The following is a 21,185-nucleotide window of genomic DNA, read 5'->3' as shown; positions in this document are numbered from 1 at the left end:
TCTCCAGGCCGACCTCGAAGCCGGGGTATCGCCGAGGTGAGCCCAAAAGGGACCGTTTCGGTCAGTCCATGCCGGCCGACCCGGGGCGGGACACCGTCGTGTCCGTTGTGGACGGCTTCGGGACCGGCGGCGCGACCGCCTCACGCAGCTCGGCGGCGGCCTGGGCCATGAGCTGAGCGAGGGTGGTGTCCGGCTCGGCCAGCCAGCGAGGCATGGCGCGCCGGTGGATCGCCAGCACCACGTCGATGATGAAGCGTGCCTTGCCGGGCTCGACGCCGCGGCGCTCAAGCGCTGGCGCCAGCGCGTCGGCGATGTCGGCGAGTTTGATCAGATCGCGCTCAGCCAGTGCCGGGTTGGCGGCGATCACTCTTCCCCGGCGCAGCAGGAACTCGCGCGGGCGGAAGATCTCCTCGGCGGTTCCCAGCGCGGTCAGCAGCGCCTCGATCGGCGTGAGGCCCGGGTCGGTCGCCTCGACCTGGGCGACGAGGTGGGCCTCGAGTTCGTCACCGGCGAAGAGGACTTCCCGCTTGTCGGGGAAGTAGCGGTAGAAGGAGCGCTCCTTCAGGCCGGCTGCGCCCGCGATCTGCGCGACCGAGGTGCGCTCGTACCCCTGCGTCTCGAACAGCTCGAGCGCCGCGCGCTCGAGCCGGCCCTGTGCGTCGGATTCCCATCTCGGCATACCCGCCAGGGTACGACAACAGCATCTGTTGTCACGGTGATAACGTCGATGACAACAGATGCTGTTGTCACTCGGGAGATCGTCATGAAGGCTCTTCAGTTCGACCGGTTCGGGTCTGCGGACGTGATCGTGCTCCGCGATGTCCCACAGCCGGAGCCGGGACCCGGTCAGATCCGGATCGCCGTGCGGGCGTGCGGCCTGACACCGGCCGACTGGCACGTCGTCGACGGTCTCCTCGCCGACCATCTGCCGCCGCTGCCGCGCGGGCTCGGCCTTGAGATCGCGGGCACCGTCGACGCGCTCGGCGAGGGCGTCACCGGTGTCCAGATCGGCGACCGCGTGTTCGGCCCGGCCGCCTTCGACGGCCCGACGGCCGGTGCTGCCGAGTACGCGCTGATGCCGGCCTGGGCACGTATCCCCGAAGGCGTCACCGTCGAGCAGGCCGCCGCGCTGCCGATGGCGGCCGAGACGGCGTGGCGCGCGCTCGACGACCTCGGCGTCCAGCCGGGTGAGCTGCTGCTCGTCCACGGCGCGGGCACCACCGTGGGTGAGGCGGCGGTGCGCTTCGCGCTGCACCGGGGTATTCGGGTGATCGCCACCGCCGGGCAGACCCGGGCGGCAGCTCTGGAAGAGATCGGCGCCCAGGTGACCGCCTACGGCGAGGGCATGGCCGAACGCGTCAGGGCACTGTCCGGAGGCCACATCGATCGTGCCCTCGACGCGGCGCCGACCGGCGGCCGGATCGACCGCGCCGACCAGCCCAGCCCGGCCGGCGGTTCACTGCCGACGCTGATCGAGCTGACCGGGGACCCCGGCCGTGTCCTCACCGTCTCGGACTTCGCCGCCGCGGCCGAGCTGGGCGTCCGGACCACCACCGAGATCCGCTATGAGCAGATGGACGAGTTCGCCCGGCTCGCCGGCGAAGGCATCTTGGTCGTACCGGTCGCACGTACCTACACGCTCGACCAGATCCAGGAAGCGGCCGAGCTCAGCCAGTCCCGCCGACCCGGCGGCAAGCTCATGCTCGTCCTGTGATCGCCCGGCCGGCCTGACAAGGCGAGACCACCTCGACAAGGAGCGGGGGCAGACATCTTTTCCAGGCCGGCCTCGAAGCCGATCCCGCGTGTTCGCCGCGAAACCACGGGTCAACCCCCGACCATGGCAGTCTCGGACCCACGGGTTCCCGCTGAAGAAGCTTCAGTTTCCGCGAACTCGCGGGGATCTCGGCCCTGTTCTCCCGAAGCTGCCGCGAAGTGACAAGTAGCTCCCTGTAGCGGATCAGGGGTGAGCTTGTCGGCCGTTTCGTTCTTCTGACCTTCCCGAAGGTTGCGCTCGGCCAGGTTGGTCGTGTCATGACACGACGACTGCTCGCCCTGCACCTGCTCCAGTCCGCGCTGGTGCACGTCAACACCCTGCTGCTCCAGGACATTCTGAGCATCCAGCGTCGCGGTCACCGTCGAGTGCCAGGGGACGTTCCTCTTGCGAATGGGGCTGGTTACCGGGATCGGGGCTTGGGGGTGTTCTGCGTTCGCGTTGTCTGCGCCCTGTCGGTCGCGGCGGCAGGGGTGGTCCCGGCCGTGCGTGGTCCGGGGGTCTTGGCGGTGGTGCTGGTGCCGCGCAACAGGGAGGCGAGCGCGGCGAGGAAGGCGAGGGTGGCGCCGAAGGCGAACACGACGACCAGGCCGGAGTGGAAGGGCCCGGAGATCAGGTGCGGGAAGAACTCGCGTCCGGTCAGGGTCTGCTGCTGCGCCGCCGTCAGGTGGGTCAGGGTGCCGCTGGGCTGGAGCAACTGCTGGACCGGGTTGACGCCCAGTTGGGCGGCGAACAGGGACGAGACCGGGGGAAGGCTGCCGGCCTGGATGGCGACGTGGGCCGGGACGCCCTGCTGCCGCAGGCCGGCGGTCAGGGGCAGCATGAAGATGCCGGCCCACAGGGGCGTGTCGCCGTAGTCGTAGCCGTGAAGCGGTAGCCAGATGCCTTGCAGCCAGATGACCAGCACGAACTGCATCCCGCCCCGGCCGACCGGGGTCCGGGCCCGGCCGTGGCGGCCAGGCAACACGCCGCCAGCGCCGATCGACCCGGGCATGCCGAGCGCGAACATCCGCATCGGGTACGCGAGATGCTCGACCCTCGGGCAGGAACTCGACTCCCAGCCCGCAAGGGCAAGCACGGCGGCCGGCGGGGCGTACCGCGGTTCGGGGCGGTGCACAGTCTGCGGCAGCGGCTGTGCATGACGGAGTTGCGCTGCCAGATCTGCGGGGTCGCCGCGGACCGTGCGTCCGAGGGCGTGCTGTGGCTGGTCGACGCCGACCCGTGGGACCTGGCGCCCGGGGGCGAGACCACCGCGCACCCGCCGGTCTGCCGCCCCTGCGCCCACCTCTCCGTGCGGGCCTGCCCCCATCTGCGCACCCGTCAGGTCGCGTTGTGCGTCCGCACCTTCCGCCCCGCCGGGGTCCGCGGCGCCCTCTACGCCCCCGCGCCCGGCGGCCCCCGGCTTCACGCCCGTCGCTCGCGCCCTACGGGAAGAGGGTGGTGATGTTGGTGAGGAGGAGGCGGCCGGGGCTGGCGGGGGTTTCCTGGGAGAGGGCGCGGGCCGCGGCTTCGGCGGCTTCGGGGTCGGTGAGGGCGGTCGCGAGGAGGAGCGCGGTGAAGTGGTTGACCAGCCAGGCGCGGAGTTCGGGCAGGGGCGGCTGCTTGCCGTTGTCGAGCCAGAGGAGGGAGACCGTCTCGACGGAGGCGATCCAGGAGCGGACCATCATGGTCAGGCGGGGTCCGGGCTCGGCCACGCCGAGGTGGTGCAGGACCTGGGCGGCGGCGCCGCTGCGGACCCCCTCGATGATGGCCTCGGTACGGCTGGTGCCCACGACCCCGCCGCCGCGCAGCAGCGCGCCGTACGCGGCGTCGTGCTCGTCGACGTAGCCGAGGTAGCCGTCGAGGGCGTCGGCGAGGCGCTGGGTGGGCGGGCCCTCGGCGGGGACGCCGAAGAGGCCGACGAGTTCCTCGGCGGCGCCGAGCACGGCGGATTCGTAGAGCTGCTGCTTGCCGCCGGGGAAGTAGCGGTAGACGAGGGGGCGGGAGACGCCCGCGGCGGCGGCCACGTCCTCGACGGAGACGTCCTCGGGGCGGCGGTGCCCGAAGAGGTCGAGCGCCGCGGCCAGCAGCTGCTCCCGGCGCTGCTCGACGCTCATCCTGCGGTAGGCGGGCACCGCGCTGCTGGTCATACCGGAAGCGTAACCACCTCGCCTCGCCGGGGTCGCGGCCGCATCCGGTCGCGTGGGCGTGGGAGCCTGGGCGGTGTGCGACACGAGAAGACCGAGTTCGTCGGTGGGCCGCTGGACGGCCGGGTGCTGGAGGTGATGGTGGGGATGACGGGGCAGCCCCCGCTGGACTACCGGGTGCCGGTGCCCGCGCCCGAGGGCGGCCCGGAGCAGGTGCACGTCTACCACCGGGAGCGCGGCGGGCGCGACCGCACCCGCTGGGTGTTCGTGTACGACCCGGACGGCAGCCCGCACCCGGACCGCCCCAGGTGGCCGTGGTCGAAGCGGCGTTGAGCCGTAGGGGCGTTGAACCGTAGGGCCGTCGCACCGGTACGGGCGTCGAGCCGGCGCGGGGGTGAACGACGGGTGCCGGCATGCGGCCAATCTTGGTCCGGACCATTGACGCGTATTGGTCTGGACCTGTTTGCTGCCTGGTGACATGAGCACTCCTCGCCGAAGGAGCATCCCCCCATGCCCACCCCCACTCCGCCCGGCCCGCACGGGCCCTCCCCCGCCCGCAGACGCGCCCTGGCCGCCGCCGCCACCGCCCTCGCGGGCGCCCTCGCCGTCGGCGGCATGGTCGCCCTCGCCCCGTCGGCGAGCGCCGGCGAGTTCCTGAGCAACGGCGGCTTCGAGGCCGGCTCGCTGAACGGCTGGACCTGCGACGCGGGCGCCCAGGTCGTCAGCGGCTCGGCGCACAGCGGCAGTTACGCGCTGAAGGCCGCGCCGTCGGCGAGCACCACCGGCCAGTGCGCGCAGACCGTCACCGTCGCCCCGAACACCGCGTACACGCTGACCGCCCAGGTGGACGGGTCGTACGTCTACCTCGGCGTGGACGGCGGCACCTCCACATGGACCGCAGACACCGGCTCCGGCTACGCGCCCCTGAGCGTGTCCTTCACCACCGGCGCGACCCAGACCAGCGCGAAGATCTACGTGCACGGCTGGTACGGCCAGCCCGCCTACCTCGCCGACGACATCTCGCTCCAGGGCCCGGGCAGCGGCGGCACCACCACCACGCCGCCGACGACACCCCCCACCACACCGCCGACGACTCCCCCGACGACTCCGCCCACGACGCCCGCCTCCCCGCCGTCCTCGGACCTGCCCACCCACGCGCTCGTCGGCTACCTGCACGAGACGTTCGCCAACGGCTCCGGCTACACCAAGCTCGCCGACGTCCCCGACGACTGGGACATCATCGACCTCGCGTTCGGCGAGACCGACTCCCCCACCTCCGGGCAGATCCACTTCACCCGCTGCTCGGTCAGCGAGTGCCCGTCGGTGGAGTCCGACGCGGACTTCAAGGCGGCCATCGCGGCGAAGCGGGCCGCGGGCAAGAAGGTGCTGCTGTCGATCGGCGGCGCGGGCGGCGAGGTCCAGCTGACGACCACCGCGGCGCGCGACGCGTTCGTCTCCTCGGTCAGCGGCATCATCGACCAGTGGGGCCTGGACGGCATCGACATCGACTTCGAGAACCAGTCGCTCTCGCTGAACGCCGGCGACACCGACTTCAAGAACCCGACCACCCCGGCCATCGTCAACCTGATCTCGGCCGTCAAGTCGCTCAAGGCGAAGTACGGCGACGGGTTCGTGCTGACCATGGCGCCGGAGACGTTCTTCGTCCAGATGGGGTACCAGTACTACGGCTCGGGCCCGTTCAACGGCCAGGACCCGCGGTGCGGGGCGTACCTGCCGGTGATCTACGCGCTGCGCGACGACCTGACCCTGCTCACCGTCCAGGACTACAACTCCGGTCCGATCATGGGCCTGGACAACCAGTACCACACGATGGGCGGGGCGGACTTCCACATCGCGATGACGGACATGCTGCTCACCGGCTTCCCGGTGGCCGGCAACACCTCGAACATGTTCCCGGCGCTCGACCCCTCGCAGGTCGGCATCGGCCTGCCCGCCTCCGTCAACGCGGGCAACGGCTACACCTCACCCGATCAGGTGGACCAGGCGCTGGACTGCCTGACGAAGAAGACGAACTGCGGGTCGTACACCACCCACGGCACCTGGCCCAGGCTGCGCGGCCTGATGACGTGGTCGATCAACTGGGACGGCTTCAGCGGATGGGCGTTCAGCCACAACTTCGACAGCTACTTCGGCTGACACCCCGCGGAAGGCGCGGCGCCGTTCGGGGAACGGCGCCGCGCGGTACCTCGCGTGATATTCGGCCGATCCGGCGGCAACCGGGCGGCAAACGGCGGCAATCGGCCCGCGGAAGGCGGTGGCAGGGCCGGCGGCGGTGACGGATGATGGCACAGTGGGCCGCGAGTGGCCCCGGACCGCCCCGCGCGCCGCCGCCCGCCGCCACCGGCGCCCGCCGGGCCATGCGGATGGCGGACGGCGGATGACCGTTCCGCGGAGATTCAGCCACTACCTCTGTCGAAGATATGACAATCCATGATTGGCTACCGTCGCTGCTTGTTACCCGCCGGTCATGGGGAGATGAGGGAATGTCAGTGGCCCGTCAGCCCAGCTCGTGGTTCCGCTCGGCCGTGGTGTGCGGCGCCCTGCTCGCCGCGGCGGCGCTGTCCCTGCCCGCCGCCCAGCAGGCGTCCGCGCAGCCGTACGACCCGCCGGCCGACCAGGTCCCGCTGTCGACCCTGCTGACCCAGCTCCAGACCTACTACCAGCAGACCGAGACGGCCACCGAGGCGTACAACCAGGCCAAGGAGACCGCCGACCAGAAGCGGACCGCGGCCCGCAAGGTGGACAAGCAGCTCGCCGACCAGAAGGCCGCGGTCGCCGCCAGCCGGGCGCAGCTCGGGCTGATGGCCACCCAGATGTACCGCAACGGGGGCGTGTCGCCCTACCTGTCGCTGCTCAGCGGGCAGAGTCCGCAGGACTTCTTCGGGCAGCGGCACGTCCTGGGGCAGATGGCCCAGCAGCAGCGCAGCGTGCTCGGGCGGCTCACCTCCGGCGAGGCGCGGCTGAAGACGCTCAACACGCAGGCGCAGAAGGCGCTCGACACCGCCGAGCAGGCGCAGACTGTCGCCGGGGCGAAGCAGAAGGACGTCCAGAAGCACCTCAAGCAGGTCGAGGGGATGCTCTCCGGACTGACCGGGGTGCAGATCGCCGAGTTGCAGAAGCTGGAGCAGGCCGACACCGACCAGGCCCAGCAGCGCTTCATGGACTCCAAGGCGCTGGGCGGCGACCCGGCGCTGCGGGCCCCCTCGAAGGCCGGCGACCGCGCGATCGGCTACGCCTTCGACCAGCTCGGCAAGCCCTACGTGTGGGGCGCGCAGGGGCCGGACTCGTTCGACTGCTCCGGGCTCACCTCGCAGGCGTGGGCCCACGCGGGCACCACCATCCCCCGCACCAGCCAGCAGCAGTGGGCCCAGCTCCCGCACGTGCCGCTGGAGTTGCTGCGCCCGGGCGACCTGGTGATCTACTTCAAGGGCGCCACCCATGTCGCGCTCTACATCGGCGACGGGCTGGTCATCCAGGCGCCGCGCCCCGGGTCCTACGTCAAGGTCTCGCCGATCGCGGCGAACCCGATCCTCGGCGCGGTCCGCCCCGACCTCGGCGAGCAGCCGATCAGCGACTACACACCGCGGTCCATCCCGAAGAACGCCGAGCAGCCGCTGCCGATCGCCGCGGAGACGAAGGCCCCGGCGAAGTCCACGAAAACGGCCAAGCCCACGAAATCCACCAAGTCCACGAAGTCCGGCACCAAGGGCAAGGCCGAGGACGAGTAGCCGCCGGGCTCAGCCGGCCGCGGGAGCCCCGCCCGCCTTGCCCGCCCCGCGCGCCTCGCCCGCCGTGCCCGTCTCCGCCGCCTCGCGCACCCGCGCGAGATACGCCCGCGCCGACGCCGCGTCGTAGAACCACCCCTCGAAGTCCGCCGGTTCGTCGAACCCGCCCGCGAACCGGTCCGCGACCGGCTGGAGTTCACCCGCCGCGCGGAGCAGCTCGAGGACGTGGTCCGGCGGCGGCGCCAGCATCGCGTGGGTCCACCTGGTGGCCGGCGCGGCCAGCGCCCAGTACCGGTCGAAGGTGCCCTGCATCCAGGCGCGGTCGAACGGGCGGTCCCCGTGCGCGATGATCCGCTCCAGGTGGACCGCCGCGCACCGGGCGGCGTTGTTCGCCCCCTGCCCGGTGACGGGGTCGTTGGCGACGACGACGTCCCCGACGCCCAGCACCAGTCCACCGGAGGGCAGTTCAGCGACGGGGTGGCGTACGACCGGGGTGACGCGGCCGGTCAACGTGCCGCCCACGTCGGTGAGTTCGACCTCCGAGGCGCGGGCGTGCTCCCAGGGGACGTGGCGCCGCATGAGGTCGAGGGTGAGCCGCAGGTGCTGCCGGGGGTCCCGGACGCCGGTGAAGACGTCCGCGGGGCCGCCGGGGAGCGCCTCCCAGAAGAGGATGTCGCAGGGCCCGGACGTGGTCAGGGCGGGGATCGCGAAGAACTCGCCGACGCCCGGCACGAGGTTGCAGTGCAGCGCCCGCACGTCCGGGTGCTCCGGGCGCGGCCGCAGCCCGTGCACGTAGCAGACCGCCAGCGCGCGCTGCGGGGCTCGGTACGGGGAGCGGTCCGGGTCCCGCCCGAACATCGCCGCCGGCTCGCCCCGGCCCGCGGCGACCAGCACCAGGTCGTAGGCGCGGGAGAAGTAGTCCAGGTCGGAGACGGCGGCGGCGTGCACGACCACCTTGCCGCCGCGCTCGGCGAACGTCTCCAGCCAGCCCGCCATCTTCACCCGCTGGTCCACCGACTGCGCGGCCCCCTCGAGCCGGCCGAGCCAGTCGACCGCGCGGGTGCCGTCGGGCGCCGTCACCGACACGCCCAAGTCCGTGATGCCCGGGGCCTGTTGCCGCCAGAAGTCGATGCCGAGCCGCCGCTCGTGGGCGAGCGCGCCGGCGAACATGACCTGCGTGGACAGCACCCGGCCGGTGCGTATCTCGTCCGCGGTGCGGTGGGTCATGACGGTCACGCCGTAGCCCCGCGCCTGGAGGCCCAGGGCGAGTTGGAGACCGGCCTGGCCGGCTCCGACGATGAGCACGCTGCGGATGGCGGTTCGCCTCCCCGTTCGTCAGGTCACAGCGGTGCCTCGGCCATCGCGTGCGTCACCAGCGCGAGCAGCGCGTCGACCACGGACCGCCGCTCGCGGGCGTCGATGACCAGGACCGGGATGTGGTGCGGGACGGCGAGGGCGTCGCGTACGTCGTCCGGACCGTAGGCCGCGGTGCCCTCGAACTGGTTGACCGCCACGGTGTACGGCAGGCCGGTGCTCTCGAAGTAGTCCAGCGCCGGGAAGCAGTCCGCCAGCCGGCGGGTGTCGGCGAGCACCACGGCCCCTATCGCGCCGCGCACCAGGTCGTCCCACATGAACCAGAACCGCTGCTGGCCCGGCGTGCCGAACACGTAGAGCACCAGGTCCTTGTCGAGCGTGATCCGCCCGAAGTCCATGGCGACCGTGGTGGTGGTCTTCTCCGGAGTCGCCGCCAGGTCGTCCAGCGCCTCACTGGCCTGGGTCATGACGGACTCGGTCGTCAGCGGGGTGATCTCCGACACGGCGCCGACGAACGTGGTCTTGCCCACGCCGAACCCGCCGGCGACGACGATCTTCGTGGAGACCGGTGCGCGTTCGCGCGTGGTCTGCCAGTCCCGCAAGCCCTCCTGCTGGTCAAAGCCTGCGAAGTCCACTGAGCACCCTTTCGAGCAGCGCGCGGTCGGGCCCGCCGGGACCGTACCCGGTGCCGTACACGCGAATTCTTCCCTGGTCGGCCAGGTCGCTGATCAGGACCCGGACGACGCCGAGCGGTATCCGCAGGAGCGCGGAGATCTCGGCCACCGACCGCAGCATGCGGCACAGTTCGACGATCGCGCGCAACTCCGGCATCACCCGCTCCGCCCAGTCGCCCCTTGTGAGGGCGGGCTGTTCGTCCGGTCGCTCGATCGTAGCCACGAAAGTCTCGACCAGCAGCACCTGCCCGGCTCCGGTCCGCCCGCGGGTGAGCGCGTAGGGCCGCACCCGGGAGGTCCGGCGGTCGCTGTCGCGCTGCCTGGGCACCCCGGTGGCGGCGGTCGGCCGCCGACCCGCCGGCGGGCCGGCGGAGCCGGTCGGACCGGGCGGCCGGCTCACCTTTCGCCCGCCATGACCTGCCGCAACTCACCGCGCAGCGCCGGGGTCAGCACATGGCCGGCCCGGCCGACGAACAGGGCCATGTGGTAGGCGATGACGCTCAGGTCGCAGTCGGCGGAGGCATGCACGCCAAGGAGTGAACCGTCGCTGATGGACATGACGAACAACATGCCGTCCTGCATCGCGACGGTGGTCTGCCGCACCCGGCCGCCGTCCATCAGGCGGGCCGCGCCGATGGTGAGCGAGGCCAGCCCGGAGACCACCGCGGCGAGGTCCATCCGGACGTCGGAGACCCGCGCGGGTCCGGCCGCGGGCCGCGGGGCGACGGGGTCGGGTTCGGAACTGAGCAGCAGCAGGCCGTCGGAGGAGACGACCGCGACCGAGCGGACGCCGGGCACCTCGTCGACGAAGTTCGCCAGCAGCCAGTGCAGGTTGCGGGCGTCGTGGCTGAGGGCGCCGGGGTGGCTGCCGGTGCCGGAGTGGGCACCGGTGCCTACGGGGCCGCTCTGGCCGTTCGTGCTGGTCGGGCGGGTCGGGATGGTGGGGCTGATGGCGCCGCCGGGGCCGGTCGGGCCGCTGGGGGCAGAGCCTTCGGTGAGGCCGGTGGTACCTGGGGTGCTGGTGGTGCTGGTGGTGCCGGCGTGCGTACTGGCGTGCGTGCGGACCGCGTTCAACGGGTCGCCTCCTCGACGGTTTCTCCCGGGCTGGCTGATGGTGCGGGCGGCGGCGCCGCGTGGTCGGCCGCGCCCCGGGTCTCCAGCGCGGCGTCCCTGCGGCCGTCGCGCAGACCGCGCTGCAACCCGGCGAGCTGGCGGCGCAGCCCCTCCGCGTCGAGGGGCTCGGTGCGGCGCCGGCCGTCCTGCGCGGCGGCCCGTATCCCGCTGGCCTTCCGGACCCGGCGCGGCAGCGGCCCGTCCAGCCCGGGGGGCGCGGACGGGGCGTCCGGGGAGTGCGCCGGCGCGCGCTCGGCGCGCATGTGCTCGGCGGGCGCCAGGGGGGCGCGCGCCGCCTCGGTCCCGCCCGACGGCAGGGCGGGCTCCGGAACGATCAAGGTTTCCGCCACGAGCGGCTGCACTTGCACGGCCGGGGCGGCCCCCGGGGGCGTCGGTGCAGGTGGAACGTCCAGGCGTTCGACGCGTACCCGCGACTCGGCGGGGGCGTCCGCGGGGTGGGCGGGTACGGGGCCGGTCGCGCCCTGCTGCTCGGGCAGCAGCCCGCGCTGGGCGAGCGGCCGCCGACTGGGCAACGGAGGCGCGGGGGGCGCCGGTTCGGCCGGCCGCGGTGCGGGGGCGGCGGGCGCGGCGGCGCTCTCCGCGAATACGGCGGCGGGCTGCGCGGGCAGAGGCGCCGAGGGCGCCGGTTCGGCCGGCTGCGGGCGCACCCGCCGGTCGAGCGGCGGAAGCCCGCCCGGCGCCGCCCCCGCGGCCTCCTGAGCGCCCTCTGCGGCCGCCCCGGGCGTCGCCGGCTCCGGCGGTACGGCCGCCGGCTGCGCGGGCACCAGCGGTACGGCCAGGGGCGGCAGGGCGCCGTCCCGCACCGGTTCCACGGCGAACGGCCCGACGCCCAGCGGGACTTCCGCGGACGGCAGCCCGGCGGAGTCCGGCACCGGCGACTCCGCACCGGGGCCGTAAGCGGAGGCCACGGACTCCGTACGGGCCGCGTCCGCGGACGGCAGCCCGGCCGAGTCCGGCACCGGCGACTCCGCACCGGGGCCGTAAGCGGAGGCCACGGACTCCGTACGGGCCGCGTCCGCGGACGGCAGTCCGGCCGAGGCCGGCACCGGCGACTCCGTGCCGGGGCCGTAAGCGGAGGCCGCGGGCTCCGTGCGGGCAGCCGTCTGCGCCGGCGCGTTCGGGGGCGTGCCGTACGCCGTTTCGCGCGCCCCCTCGCGCTGGGCGGGCAGCACCTGGGTGAGCGGGTCCGCGCTCGGCACCAGCAGCCGCGGCAGCATCACGACCGCCGTGGCGCCGCCGTTCGCGTGCGGCCGCAGCTGGACCCGCACTCCGTGCCGGTGCGCCAGCCGCGCCACCACGTAGAGGCCGAGTCCGGCCGCCGCGCCGGGCGCCGCCGGATCGGGGTCGGCCAGCAGCGCGTTGAGCCCGTCGACCCGCTCGGCGGGCACCCCGATGCCCGCGTCCTCGACCGCGACCATCACCTCGCCGCTCTCCATCACCCAGCCGTTGAGGTGAACTTCGGACTCGGGCGGGGAGAACGCGGTGGCGTTGTCGAGGAGTTCGGCGATGAGGTGGCCGATGTCGTCGGCGGCGCGGCCGGCCACCTCGGCCTCGGGCATGGTCAGCACCCGCACGCGTTCGTACCGCTCGACCTCGGAGATGGCCGCGCGGGCCACGTCGATCAGCGGCACCGGGCGGGCGGTGGCGCCGTGGCTGTGCTCGGTCCCGGTGAGCAGCAGCATGTTCTCGCTGTTGCGGCGCATCCGGGTGGCGAGGTGGTCGAGGCGGAAGAGCGTGGCGAGCCGGTCGGGTTCCTGCTCGTGCTCCTCCATGCCCTCGATCAGGGTGAGTTGGCGCTCGATCAGGCCGAGGGTGCGCAGCGCCAGGTTGACCTGGACGACCTGGGTGGCGTTGCGCGCGGTCGCCTGGTTCAGCTGCTCGGCCAGCTCCTCGCGCGAGCGCAGCAGGTCGTCGCGGGTGCGGGCGAGTTCGGCGGCAGTGGCCAGCGCCGACCGGTGGTCGGCGGCGAGCGCGGCGTGGGCGGCCTCGGCCTCGGCGCGCTCGGCGTCGAGTTCGGCGGCGCGGGCGCGCAGCGTACGCGCGTCCTGGGCGAGGGAGTTGATACGGCGGGCGACGGCGGCGAACTCGTCGGAGCCGATCGCCTCAGCCTGTTGGCCGCTGTCCGTGGCGGCCTTCGACCAGCGGTGCAGGGCGGCGAGCGGGCGGGTGAGGGTGCGGAAGAGCGTGACCAGCACCGCGACCAGCAGGAGCAGGCACAACGCGGCCAGGGCGGCCCGCAGTTCGAGGACGGTGACCTGGTGGTCGCGGTGGGAGGCGGCGGTGGCGGCCTCGTCGGCGGCGGCGGACGCCTCGACGCCGCGCATCAGCGAGAGCCGGGCGGTGAGCGCCGCGGCGACCTTCCCGGTGCCCAGTTCCCGGTCGGCGGAGGTCAGTTCGCTGCCGCCGAGCAACTGGTCCAGGTCGCGGTCGGCTTCGGCGGTGTCGGCGCCGGTGACGGTCCGGTCGTAGGTCCTGCGCAGGGCGGCGGGCGCGGTGGCGTCGAACTCGGCGAGTGCGGCCTGCTCCTGGAGCCGGGCGGCCTGGGCGGCGGCGACCAGCGCGCGCTGGGTGCCGCTCGCGGTCAGCCCGGCGACGAGCAGGCCGCGCTGGACCGAGGCGGCCGCGGTGGCCCGGGCCAGCGGGGCGCCGACCGGGCCCATGGCGCGTCCGAGCGCGTCGATCAGCGGCTGGTAGCCGGCGACGGCGGCCTGTGCGGTGGCGGCGGCGAGGGTGGCCTTGCGGACGGCCGGCAGGGTGGCGAGCGCGGTGCGCAGGTCGGCGGAGAGGTGGCCGCCGCCGGTGACGTCGGCAAGTTGGCGGTCGGTGCGCTGCCGGTCGGCGGCGGACGCGGCGGGCTGGCCGGCCGCGACGGCCCCGGCCAGGTCGTCCCGCTCGTCGGCGAGGTCGGCGGCCAACGCGGCCGCGCGGGTGGCGAGCCGGGCGGCGCCGACCCGGTCCTGGGCGGACGACAGGTCTCCGGTGGCGAGGGCGACACCGGGCGCCGCCGCGGCCAGGACGATGGCCGAGCAGAGCAGCAGGGCGGCGAGCATGCGCTGCCTGACCCGCCGTTCGCGCCGTCGGAGACGTCGTTCACGCACTGTCGGTGCTCGCATTCACGGGTTGCGGGGCCCGGGGTCGCCCCGGGATACGTGCAAAGTCCCTCAGACCCTCGCAGGCCAGCGGGGAGGGGAGCCAGGCGTCGTCCCCTCGGACACCCGAACGAGTGAATCGCACCGGCGAGTTGACCGACAAGTCGGGCACGGGCGCCACCATGCGCACCGCGCCCGCCGCGCCGGACACGGCCTGGCACCCGCCGTTCCGCTTTGAGAGGATGCCCGCGCACAGCAGGGCGTTGCCGTGGTCCGGACCAGCCGGCTGCGAGACTGGGCGCATGCGGATCGAGACGGCGACCGAGCCCGGCACGGCGGGCGTGCCCAACGAGGACTTCGCGGCGGTGGCGCTTCCGGCGTCCGGCGCCGGCGGGGTGGTGGTGGTCCTGGACGGGGTCACGCCCCCGCCGGACAACGGCGGCTGTGTGCACTCGGTGCCGTGGTTCACCGCGCGGTTGGGCGGCGCTCTGCTCGAACTGGCGTGCGCCCGGCGGGAGTCGGCGCTCGCGGAGTGCCTCGCGGAGGCGATCGCACGGACCGCGGCGGCCCACCAGGACACCTGTGATCTTTCTCACCAGCTGACGCCGCAGGCCACGGCCGTGGCCGCCCGCTGGGACGCGGAGGCGGTGGAGTACCTGGTGCTGTCGGACTCGGCGCTGCTGGTGGAGGACACCGCCGGGGTGGTGACGGCGGTGCTGGACGACCGGATCGACCGGCTGCGCGCGGCCGGGCTGCGGCTTGCGCCGCTGCGGAACCGGGAGGGCGGCTTCTTCACGGCCGCGGCCGACCCGGCGGTGGTGGAGCGCGCGGTGACCGGGCGGCTGCCGCGCGCGGACGTCACGGCGCTGGCCGCGCTGACCGACGGCGCCGCGCGCGCGGTGGAGTACTACGCGGTCGACGACTGGACGGGCACCTTCGCGCTGCTGCGCAAGTCCGGGCCGGAGCGGCTGTTCGCCCGGGTGCGGGCGCTGGAGGCGGAGCAGCCGCCGCCCGGCAAGCAGCATGACGACGCGACGGCCGTACTGGTGGAGCTGTAGCCGCGGCAATCAGGTGCGACTGCGGCCGCGGCGGTCAGGTGCGGCCGGGGCGATCAGGTGCGGTCCCGGCGGCCCGCACGGTCCGGGCCGCCGTGCAGGCGCGTCGGCGTCAGCCGTCCTGCGTCGCGTTGAGGCGGTGCAGCAGGCGGGCGAGTTCGGCGACGTCCCGCGGGTCCCACTCCGCGAGCTGCCCGAGGTAGCGCTCGCGGCGGGCGCGCCGCACCCGGGCGAAGCGCTCCCGGCCCTCGTCGGTCAGCCGCATCAGGTAGGCGCGGCCGTCGGCGGGGTCGGGCTCGCGGGTGACCAGCCCGAGCTCCTCCATCGCCCGCAGCTGGCGGCTCATCGTGGCCTTCCCCACACCGAAGTACGCCGCCAGTTCGGTGGCCCGCTCGGGTTCGGCCTCGTCCAGCCGGACCAGCAGGCCGTACGCGGCGGTCTCCAGTCCGGGGTGCACCTCGCGGGCCACCTCGCCCGAGGCGGCCCGGGCCCGGCGGAAGAGGACGGTCAACTCCCGTTCGAGGGAGCCCGCCACGCTGTCGCCGGGCACCGGCTGCGACTCGCCCGCACCGTCCGTTCCGCCCGCTTCGCCTGCGGCACGGTTCGCTTCGGTCACAGGAGCCCCGCTTTCAACGGCTGAAAGTTTGCTTCACCCACGGTGGTTTCCGCAGCACGCCAAGTATTTCGCAGGCGTAGACCAACGGCGGTTCCCGGCCCCCCTTTCCACGCGCGTAGCGTCCAACGTACCGTCAGATCTGTCATGACCACACCATGACGCTGCGAGTCCCCCGACCTGCCCCTCATGGAGGCACGCATGTCCCACGGAGTTTCCTCCGTCGTGCACGGCACCGGCTCGGCAAGAACCCGGCTGGCGGTCCTCGTCGGCCTGATCGTTTCGCTGCTCACCTTGGCGTTCACCGTCCCCGGCGCGGCCCATGCGGCGGCTGCGACCGGTACGGCGAAGAGTGCCGGCCACCTCACCCACCCGGAACTGGACTGGATGGGCTCCACCGTCCCCGCCCACGAGGGCTCGGACACCGGCTCCGGTTCCGACACCGCGGTCCCGATGGCCACCCAGACGCCCGGCATGGACGTCTCCGGCTACCAGGGCAACGTCAACTGGACCACGGCCTGGGCGAACGGCGGCAAGTTCGCCTACGTCAAGGCGACCGAGAGCACCACCTACACCAACCCGTACTTCACCCAGCAGTACAACGGGTCCTACAACGTGGGCATGATCCGCGGGTCGTACCACTTCGCCACGCCGGACACCTCCGGCGGCGCGACGCAGGCGGACTACTTCATCGCGCACGGCGGTGGCTGGTCGGCCGACGGCAAGACCCTGCCGGGCGCGCTCGACATCGAGTACAACCCCTACGGCGCGACCTGCTACGGCCTGAGCCAGGCCAGCATGGTCAGCTGGATACACGCCTTCGCCAACGAGTACCACGCGAAGGAGGGGGTCTACCCGGTGATCTACTCGACCTACGACTGGTGGTCGACCTGCACCGGCAACAACAGCGGCTTCGCCACCACCAGCCCGTTCTGGATCGCGAAGTACTCCACCAGCGCGGGGACCCTGCCGGGCGGCTACACCTACTACACGTTCTGGCAGCACGCCGACAGCGGCACCTTCCCCGGTGACCAGGACTACTTCAACGGCGACACCACCCGCCTCAAGGCGCTCGCCCTGGGCTGACCGGGACCGCCCCGGGCCACCGGCCCGGACGCGGACGTTCCCCGCGCCCCTGAAGTGGCGGCTCCTTCGGCGGAAGGACGCCCACCACCACGGGGCGCGGGGAACGGCGGAGGCTCACGCCGCGAGCGGGACCTCCTCGGCGGAGGTGTCCGCGGCCGCCGGCTCGAGCGCCAGCTCGAGCACCTGGCGGACGTCGCCGACCGGGTGGACGTCGAGGGCCGCGAGGATCTCCGCGGGGACGTCGTCGAGGTCGGCCTCGTTCCGCTTCGGGATCACCACGGTGGTGATCCCGGCCCGGTGCGCGGCCAGCAGCTTCTGCTTGACCCCGCCGATCGGCAGCACCCGCCCGGTCAGGGACACCTCACCGGTCATGGCGACATCGGTGCGGACGCGGCGGCCGGACAGCAGGGACGCCAGCGCGGTCGTCATGGTGACACCCGCGCTCGGTCCGTCCTTCGGCACCGCCCCGGCCGGGACGTGCAGGTGTACGCCGCGGTCCTTCAGGTCGCCGACCGGCAGCTCCAGTTCCGCCCCGCGCGAGCGCAGGAAGGAGAGCGCGATCTGCGCGGACTCCTTCATCACGTCGCCGAGCTGGCCGGTGAGCTGGAGCCCGGACCCGCCGGTCTCCGGGTCCGCGAGCGACGCCTCGATGTACAGCACGTCGCCCCCGGCGCCGGTCACCGCGAGCCCGGTGGCCACGCCCGGCACCGCGGTACGCCGCTCCTCCGGGTCCTGCGCGGCCTCCGGCACGTGGTGCGGCCGCCCGATCAGCGCCCGCAGGTCGCCGGCGCCGACCGTGAACGGCAGCTCGCGCTCGCCCAGTTCGTGCTGCGCCGCGATCTTCCGCAGCAGCCGCGCGACGGTCCGCTCCAGGTTCCGCACACCGGCCTCGCGGGTGTACTCCCCGGCCAGCCTGCGCAGCGCGTCCTCCTCGAGCCCGACCTCCTCGGCGTCCAGACCCGCGCGCTCCAACTGCCGGGGCAGCAGGTGGTCGCGGGCGATGACGACCTTCTCGTCCTCGGTGTAGCCGTCCAGCCGGACCAGCTCCATCCGGTCCAGCAGCGGCTCGGGGATGGCCTCCAGCACGTTGGCGGTGGCGAGGAACACCACGTCGGACAGGTCGAGTTCGACCTCCAGGTAGTGGTCCCGGAAGGTGTGGTTCTGCGCCGGGTCGAGGACTTCCAGCAGCGCGGCCGCCGGGTCGCCCCGGTAGTCCGAGCCGACCTTGTCGACCTCGTCGAGCAGCACCACCGGGTTCATCGACCCGGCCTCCTTGATCGCGCGCACGATCCGGCCCGGCAGCGCGCCGACGTACGTCCGGCGGTGGCCGCGGATCTCCGCCTCGTCGCGGACGCCGCCCAGCGCCACCCGGACGAACTTGCGGCCCATCGCGCGGGCCACGGACTCGCCCAGCGAGGTCTTGCCGACCCCGGGCGGCCCGACCAGCGCCAGCACCGCGCCGCCGCGGCGCCCGCCGACCACACCGAGGCCGCGGTCGGCCCGGCGCTTGCGGACCGCCAGGTACTCGGTGATGCGCTCCTTCACGTCGTCCAGACCCGCGTGGTCCGCGTCCAGCACGGCCCGCGCGCCCGCCACGTCGTACGTGTCCTCGGTGGTGCTGTTCCATGGCAGTTCGAGGACCGTGTCCAGCCAGGTGCGGATCCACGAGCCCTCCGGGGAGGCGTCCGAGGAGCGCTCCAGCTTCTCGACCTCCTTCAGGGCGGCCTCGCGGACCTTCTCGGGCAGGTCGGCGGACTCCACCCGGGCCCGGTAGTCGTCCGTTTCGGTGTCCGGGTCTCCGTTCAGCTCCGACAGCTCCTTGCGGACCGCCTCCAACTGCTGGCGGAGCAGGAACTCGCGCTGCTGCTTCTCCATGCCCTCCTGGACGTCCTTGCGGATCGTCTCGGCGACGTCCTGCTCGGCGAGGTGGTCGCGCAGCCACTGCGTGGCGAGCTTCAGCCGGGCCACCGGGTCGGCGGTCTCCAGCAGCTCCACACGCTGCTCCACGCTCAGGAACGGGGAGTAGCCGGAGTTGTCGGCGAGCTGGCCGGCGTCGTCGATCTGCTGCACCCGGTCGACGACCTGCCAGGCGCCGCGCTTGCGCAGCCAGCTCGTGGCGAGGGCCTTGTACTCCTTCATCAGCTCCGCGACGGTGCCCGGCGCCTCCTGCGGCGCGGGCTCCTCCACCACGGTGCCCTCCACCCACAGCGCCGCGCCCGGGCCGGTCGTCCCGGCGCCGATCCGCACGCGCGAGCGGCCCTTGATCACGGCGCCGGGGTCGCCGTCGGAGAGGCGGCCGACCTGTTCGACCGTGCCGAGGGTGCCCACGGCGGCGTACCTGCCGTCGACCCGGGGGACGAGCAGGACCCGGGGCTTGCCGCTGCCGCGGCCCGCGTGGGCCGCCTGTGCGGCTTCCACCGCGGCCCGTACCTCCGTGTCCGTCAGGTCGAGCGGTACGACCATGCCGGGCAGGACGACCTCGCCGTCGAGGGGCAGTACGGGGAGGGTGAGGTTGGAACTCTTCGGCTCAAACGCCATGATCGCTCCCTATGCAAGCAAGTTGAGTACACCTCACTCAATGCAAGGGGCTTCGCCGATGTTCCCCGGTCCGCGTTCGCCCTGAGCGATCAGGGCACCCCCGTCCCCCGGAAGGGGGCGCCTCCTGTCCGCCCGGGACCTTGCGGCCGTACCTGGCTGGTCGCGCAGTTCCCCGCGCCCCTGACTTGCTCGGGTCCTTCCGGGGTCCGGGTTACCGCGCCCGCAGGAACGCGGAGGTCGAGACGCGCCCGAGAAGGGCGAAGCGGGTGGAGCCGGCGAGGTAGGCGTCGGCGCCCTGCTGGACGCCGGCCCACTTGTCGTCGCCGTAGTCGTCGAGGACGACGACCGCCCCGGGGGCGGCGATCTGCTCGGCCCACTGAAGGTCCTCGGCGACGCCCTGGGCGGAGTGGTCGCCGTCGATGACGATGACGCCGTACTCGCGGTCGGAGACGGCCGCGCGCACGTCCGGGTCGCCGGAGAACCCGACCTGGACCCGGGCCCGCTCCCCCGCCTTGCCGCCGAGCGCGAGGTTCGCCCGGACCACGTCGAGCCGCACCGGGGTGCCGGTCGGGTCGAGCCCCTCCAGCCCGCCGGGCTGGAGCTGGGTCCCGACCAGCGGGTCCACCACCGTCAGCTCGGGCTCGATCCCGGCGCGGTGCAGCATCCGCAGCATCGTGGCGGAGAACAGCCCGTACAGCGTGCCGATCTCCAGCACCTGCGCGTTGGGCGGGTCCAGCAGCGGCACCGCGGCGAGCTTGCCGCAGACGTTCTGGGTCGAGCCGGCCAGCCGGCCCACCGCCAGCGCCTCCAGCGCGATCACGTTGCGGAAGGCGATCGTGACGTTGCGCCGGGCCGCCTTCGGGTCCGCGCCGGTGGTCTCGGCGACCTGCGCCACCAGCTGGTCGATCTGCGCCGCGGTGGGCAGCCGCGGGCCGCTGCGGCCGGTCCGGTCGAAGAGCAGGCCGACCGCGTACTCCTGGCCGCGCAGCTCGTCGACCTGGCGCCGCAGCTTCTCCAGCTCCTTCACCTCCCGCCGCAGGGTGTCCATCTCCTTGCGCAACCGCGACACCGGACGCTGCACACGGCGGTCGACGAGGGAGGTCGCGGGACGCAGGAGCCGCTTGGCCACAGGGCTGTTGAGTATCGGCATGGGGCGGAACCTACGCCCCGGCTGTGCGGCCCGGACCAGCACCGGGCGCAGTTCACCGGAAGTCCTCCGGTACGGGAGTTGAACGCCCGGTGACCCGGCGGCCGACGGGCGGCCATGGAATTCCCCCGGGTACGCCAAAATGAGGTCATGTCTGCGACGAACACCGAGGAACCGGTGGTGCTGGACCGGCGCGACGGCCCGTACGGGGAGGCGGTGCTGCGGCGGCGGGGCCCGCACCTGGAGATCATCGCCAACGGCACCTTCCTGATGGACACCTCCGACGGCCGCTCGGAACGGCTGCTGGTCGACGCGGCGCTGGCCGCGCTGCCGCCCGGCCGGGACGGCGCGAGCGTGCTGATCGGCGGGCTCGGCGTCGGGTTCTCGCTCGCGCACGCCGCCGCCCAGCCGCGCTGGGCGCGGATCGACGTCGTCGAGCGGGAGCGGGCGGTGATCGACTGGCACCGGGCCGGCCACTTCGCCGCGCACACCGGCGGCGCCCTCGACGACCCGCGGGTGCGGCTGGTCGAGGCGGACCTGCTGGCCTACCTGCGCACCGCGCCCGGCCCCGCGGCCGCGCCCGCCGCGGGCCCCGAACGCGGTTACGACGCGCTCTGCCTGGACATCGACAACGGGCCGGACTGGACAGTCACCGACAATAACGGCAGTCTCTACAGTCCCAGCGGGCTTGACGACTGCCGGGAGCTGCTCCGCCCCGGCGGTGTCCTGGCCGTGTGGTCGGCGCAGCCCTCGGCCGCCTTCGAGGCCGCTTTGACGGGGGCGGGGTACTCCGGGGTGCGGACACTCGAGGTTCCGGTCGCGCGCGGGGTGCCCGATGTGGTGCATGTAGCCGTCAAGGCGTGAAGGCGTCATAGTCAGGGCCGCGGCCCGC

Annotated in this window: 20 protein-coding genes; 8 read left to right on the top strand and 12 right to left on the bottom strand. The window is 73.5% G+C overall.

The genetic code is table 11. The features are described from left to right. Positions 1–61: 61 nt before the first annotated feature. A complete protein-coding gene (locus AC3EVP_RS04250) occupies positions 62–679 on the bottom strand; it encodes a TetR/AcrR family transcriptional regulator (RefSeq protein WP_435126117.1) in 618 nt (205 codons plus the stop codon). A gap of 84 nt (positions 680–763) precedes the next feature. On the opposite strand from AC3EVP_RS04250, the gene AC3EVP_RS04245 reads away from it, so the two are divergent. Then, positions 764–1,714: an NADP-dependent oxidoreductase gene (locus AC3EVP_RS04245; protein WP_435126115.1), complete on the top strand. Its 951-nt coding sequence runs from the start codon at positions 764–766 to the stop codon at positions 1,712–1,714. 110 nt (positions 1,715–1,824) lie between these two features. On the opposite strand, the gene AC3EVP_RS04240 is transcribed toward AC3EVP_RS04245, so the two are convergent. Both AC3EVP_RS04240 and AC3EVP_RS04235 read right to left on the bottom strand, forming a co-directional pair. Further along, positions 1,825–2,133 carry a hypothetical protein gene (locus tag AC3EVP_RS04240; protein WP_435126112.1) on the bottom strand — a complete coding sequence of 103 codons (309 nt, stop codon included), beginning with the start codon at positions 2,131–2,133 and terminating at the stop codon, positions 1,825–1,827. A gap of 41 nt (positions 2,134–2,174) precedes the next feature. Next, positions 2,175–2,849 carry a hypothetical protein gene (locus AC3EVP_RS04235; RefSeq protein ID WP_435126109.1) on the bottom strand — a complete coding sequence of 225 codons (675 nt, stop codon included), beginning with the start codon at positions 2,847–2,849 and terminating at the stop codon, positions 2,175–2,177. A 33-nt stretch (positions 2,850–2,882) separates the two neighbouring features. On the opposite strand from AC3EVP_RS04235, the gene AC3EVP_RS04230 reads away from it, so the two are divergent. Then, entirely contained in the window at positions 2,883–3,215 is a 333-nt protein-coding gene (locus AC3EVP_RS04230; protein ID WP_435126107.1) for a hypothetical protein, read from the top strand. Here the strand turns inward: AC3EVP_RS04230 and AC3EVP_RS04225 are convergent. Further along, the gene (locus AC3EVP_RS04225; protein ID WP_435126104.1) at positions 3,196–3,900 is read right to left on the bottom strand and encodes a TetR/AcrR family transcriptional regulator; all 705 of its coding nucleotides are present in this window, start codon (positions 3,898–3,900) and stop codon (positions 3,196–3,198) included. The genes AC3EVP_RS04230 and AC3EVP_RS04225 overlap by 20 nt on opposite strands. Before the next feature lie 75 nt (positions 3,901–3,975). Between AC3EVP_RS04225 and AC3EVP_RS04220 the strand changes: the two genes are divergently transcribed. From AC3EVP_RS04220 to AC3EVP_RS04210, 3 genes are all read left to right on the top strand, one after another. Beyond that, on the top strand, positions 3,976–4,230 hold the full coding sequence (locus tag AC3EVP_RS04220; protein WP_335977193.1) for a hypothetical protein: 255 nt from the start codon (positions 3,976–3,978) through the stop codon (positions 4,228–4,230). A gap of 282 nt (positions 4,231–4,512) precedes the next feature. Beyond that, a complete protein-coding gene (locus AC3EVP_RS04215; RefSeq protein WP_435126293.1) occupies positions 4,513–6,054 on the top strand; it encodes a chitinase in 1,542 nt (513 codons plus the stop codon). Between the two features lie 347 nt (positions 6,055–6,401). Further along, the gene (locus AC3EVP_RS04210) at positions 6,402–7,646 is read left to right on the top strand and encodes a C40 family peptidase (protein WP_435126102.1); all 1,245 of its coding nucleotides are present in this window, start codon (positions 6,402–6,404) and stop codon (positions 7,644–7,646) included. 9 nt (positions 7,647–7,655) lie between these two features. Here AC3EVP_RS04210 and AC3EVP_RS04205 read toward each other — a convergent pair whose 3' ends face one another. The 5 genes from AC3EVP_RS04205 to AC3EVP_RS04185 all read right to left on the bottom strand — a co-directional run bounded on the left by AC3EVP_RS04205 (position 7,656) and on the right by AC3EVP_RS04185 (position 13,815). After that, positions 7,656–8,957 (bottom strand): styrene monooxygenase/indole monooxygenase family protein, encoded by a 1,302-nt coding sequence (locus AC3EVP_RS04205; protein WP_435126290.1) that lies wholly within the window; start codon positions 8,955–8,957, stop codon positions 7,656–7,658. 26 nt (positions 8,958–8,983) lie between these two features. After that, positions 8,984–9,592 (bottom strand): GTP-binding protein, encoded by a 609-nt coding sequence (locus AC3EVP_RS04200; RefSeq protein ID WP_335977197.1) that lies wholly within the window; start codon positions 9,590–9,592, stop codon positions 8,984–8,986. Next, entirely contained in the window at positions 9,573–10,031 is a 459-nt protein-coding gene (locus tag AC3EVP_RS04195) for a DUF742 domain-containing protein (protein WP_435126099.1), read from the bottom strand. The genes AC3EVP_RS04200 and AC3EVP_RS04195 overlap by 20 nt, the downstream gene beginning before the upstream one ends. Beyond that, positions 10,028–10,462 (bottom strand): roadblock/LC7 domain-containing protein, encoded by a 435-nt coding sequence (locus AC3EVP_RS04190; RefSeq protein WP_335977572.1) that lies wholly within the window; start codon positions 10,460–10,462, stop codon positions 10,028–10,030. The genes AC3EVP_RS04195 and AC3EVP_RS04190 overlap by 4 nt, the downstream gene beginning before the upstream one ends. A 239-nt stretch (positions 10,463–10,701) precedes the next feature. Then, on the bottom strand, positions 10,702–13,815 hold the full coding sequence (locus AC3EVP_RS04185; RefSeq protein WP_435126097.1) for a sensor histidine kinase: 3,114 nt from the start codon (positions 13,813–13,815) through the stop codon (positions 10,702–10,704). Positions 13,816–14,156: 341 nt separating this feature from the next. Here AC3EVP_RS04185 and AC3EVP_RS04180 point away from each other — a divergent pair, with 341 nt between their 5' ends. Then, positions 14,157–14,912, top strand: a complete 756-nt coding sequence (locus AC3EVP_RS04180) for a protein phosphatase 2C domain-containing protein (RefSeq protein ID WP_435126094.1) — start codon at positions 14,157–14,159, stop codon at positions 14,910–14,912. A gap of 109 nt (positions 14,913–15,021) precedes the next feature. On the opposite strand, the gene AC3EVP_RS04175 is transcribed toward AC3EVP_RS04180, so the two are convergent. Beyond that, positions 15,022–15,459: a MarR family winged helix-turn-helix transcriptional regulator gene (locus AC3EVP_RS04175; protein ID WP_435126286.1), complete on the bottom strand. Its 438-nt coding sequence runs from the start codon at positions 15,457–15,459 to the stop codon at positions 15,022–15,024. 264 nt (positions 15,460–15,723) lie between these two features. On the opposite strand from AC3EVP_RS04175, the gene AC3EVP_RS04170 reads away from it, so the two are divergent. After that, entirely contained in the window at positions 15,724–16,608 is an 885-nt protein-coding gene (locus tag AC3EVP_RS04170) for a lysozyme (protein ID WP_435126091.1), read from the top strand. A 114-nt stretch (positions 16,609–16,722) separates the two neighbouring features. On the opposite strand, the gene lon is transcribed toward AC3EVP_RS04170, so the two are convergent. Beyond that, positions 16,723–19,146, bottom strand: a complete 2,424-nt coding sequence (gene lon, locus AC3EVP_RS04165) for an endopeptidase La (protein WP_435126088.1) — start codon at positions 19,144–19,146, stop codon at positions 16,723–16,725. Between the two features lie 211 nt (positions 19,147–19,357). Further along, positions 19,358–20,296 (bottom strand): class I SAM-dependent methyltransferase, encoded by a 939-nt coding sequence (locus AC3EVP_RS04160; RefSeq protein WP_435126085.1) that lies wholly within the window; start codon positions 20,294–20,296, stop codon positions 19,358–19,360. 147 nt (positions 20,297–20,443) lie between these two features. Here AC3EVP_RS04160 and AC3EVP_RS04155 point away from each other — a divergent pair, with 147 nt between their 5' ends. Beyond that, positions 20,444–21,157 carry a spermidine synthase family protein gene (locus tag AC3EVP_RS04155; RefSeq protein ID WP_335977207.1) on the top strand — a complete coding sequence of 238 codons (714 nt, stop codon included), beginning with the start codon at positions 20,444–20,446 and terminating at the stop codon, positions 21,155–21,157. Positions 21,158–21,185: the final 28 nt, after the last annotated feature.

Source organism: Actinacidiphila sp. bgisy144, from assembly GCF_057708105.1.
Note: the sequence above shows the minus strand (reverse complement) of the source record. Positions and strands in the feature narration are given on the sequence as shown.

Coding starts and splice junctions, on each gene's coding strand:
- AC3EVP_RS04250 (WP_435126117.1), bottom strand. CDS start 679: ATGCCGAGATGGGAATCCGACGCACAGGGCCGGCTCGAGCGCGCGGCG.
- AC3EVP_RS04245 (WP_435126115.1), top strand. CDS start 764: ATGAAGGCTCTTCAGTTCGACCGGTTCGGGTCTGCGGACGTGATCGTG.
- AC3EVP_RS04225 (WP_435126104.1), bottom strand. CDS start 3,900: ATGACCAGCAGCGCGGTGCCCGCCTACCGCAGGATGAGCGTCGAGCAG.
- AC3EVP_RS04215 (WP_435126293.1), top strand. CDS start 4,513: ATGGTCGCCCTCGCCCCGTCGGCGAGCGCCGGCGAGTTCCTGAGCAAC.
- AC3EVP_RS04210 (WP_435126102.1), top strand. CDS start 6,402: ATGTCAGTGGCCCGTCAGCCCAGCTCGTGGTTCCGCTCGGCCGTGGTG.
- AC3EVP_RS04185 (WP_435126097.1), bottom strand. CDS start 13,815: ATGCTCGCCGCCCTGCTGCTCTGCTCGGCCATCGTCCTGGCCGCGGCG.
- AC3EVP_RS04180 (WP_435126094.1), top strand. CDS start 14,157: ATGCGGATCGAGACGGCGACCGAGCCCGGCACGGCGGGCGTGCCCAAC.
- AC3EVP_RS04170 (WP_435126091.1), top strand. CDS start 15,724: ATGTCCCACGGAGTTTCCTCCGTCGTGCACGGCACCGGCTCGGCAAGA.
- lon (WP_435126088.1), bottom strand. CDS start 19,146: ATGGCGTTTGAGCCGAAGAGTTCCAACCTCACCCTCCCCGTACTGCCC.
- AC3EVP_RS04160 (WP_435126085.1), bottom strand. CDS start 20,296: ATGCCGATACTCAACAGCCCTGTGGCCAAGCGGCTCCTGCGTCCCGCG.
- AC3EVP_RS04155 (WP_335977207.1), top strand. CDS start 20,444: ATGTCTGCGACGAACACCGAGGAACCGGTGGTGCTGGACCGGCGCGAC.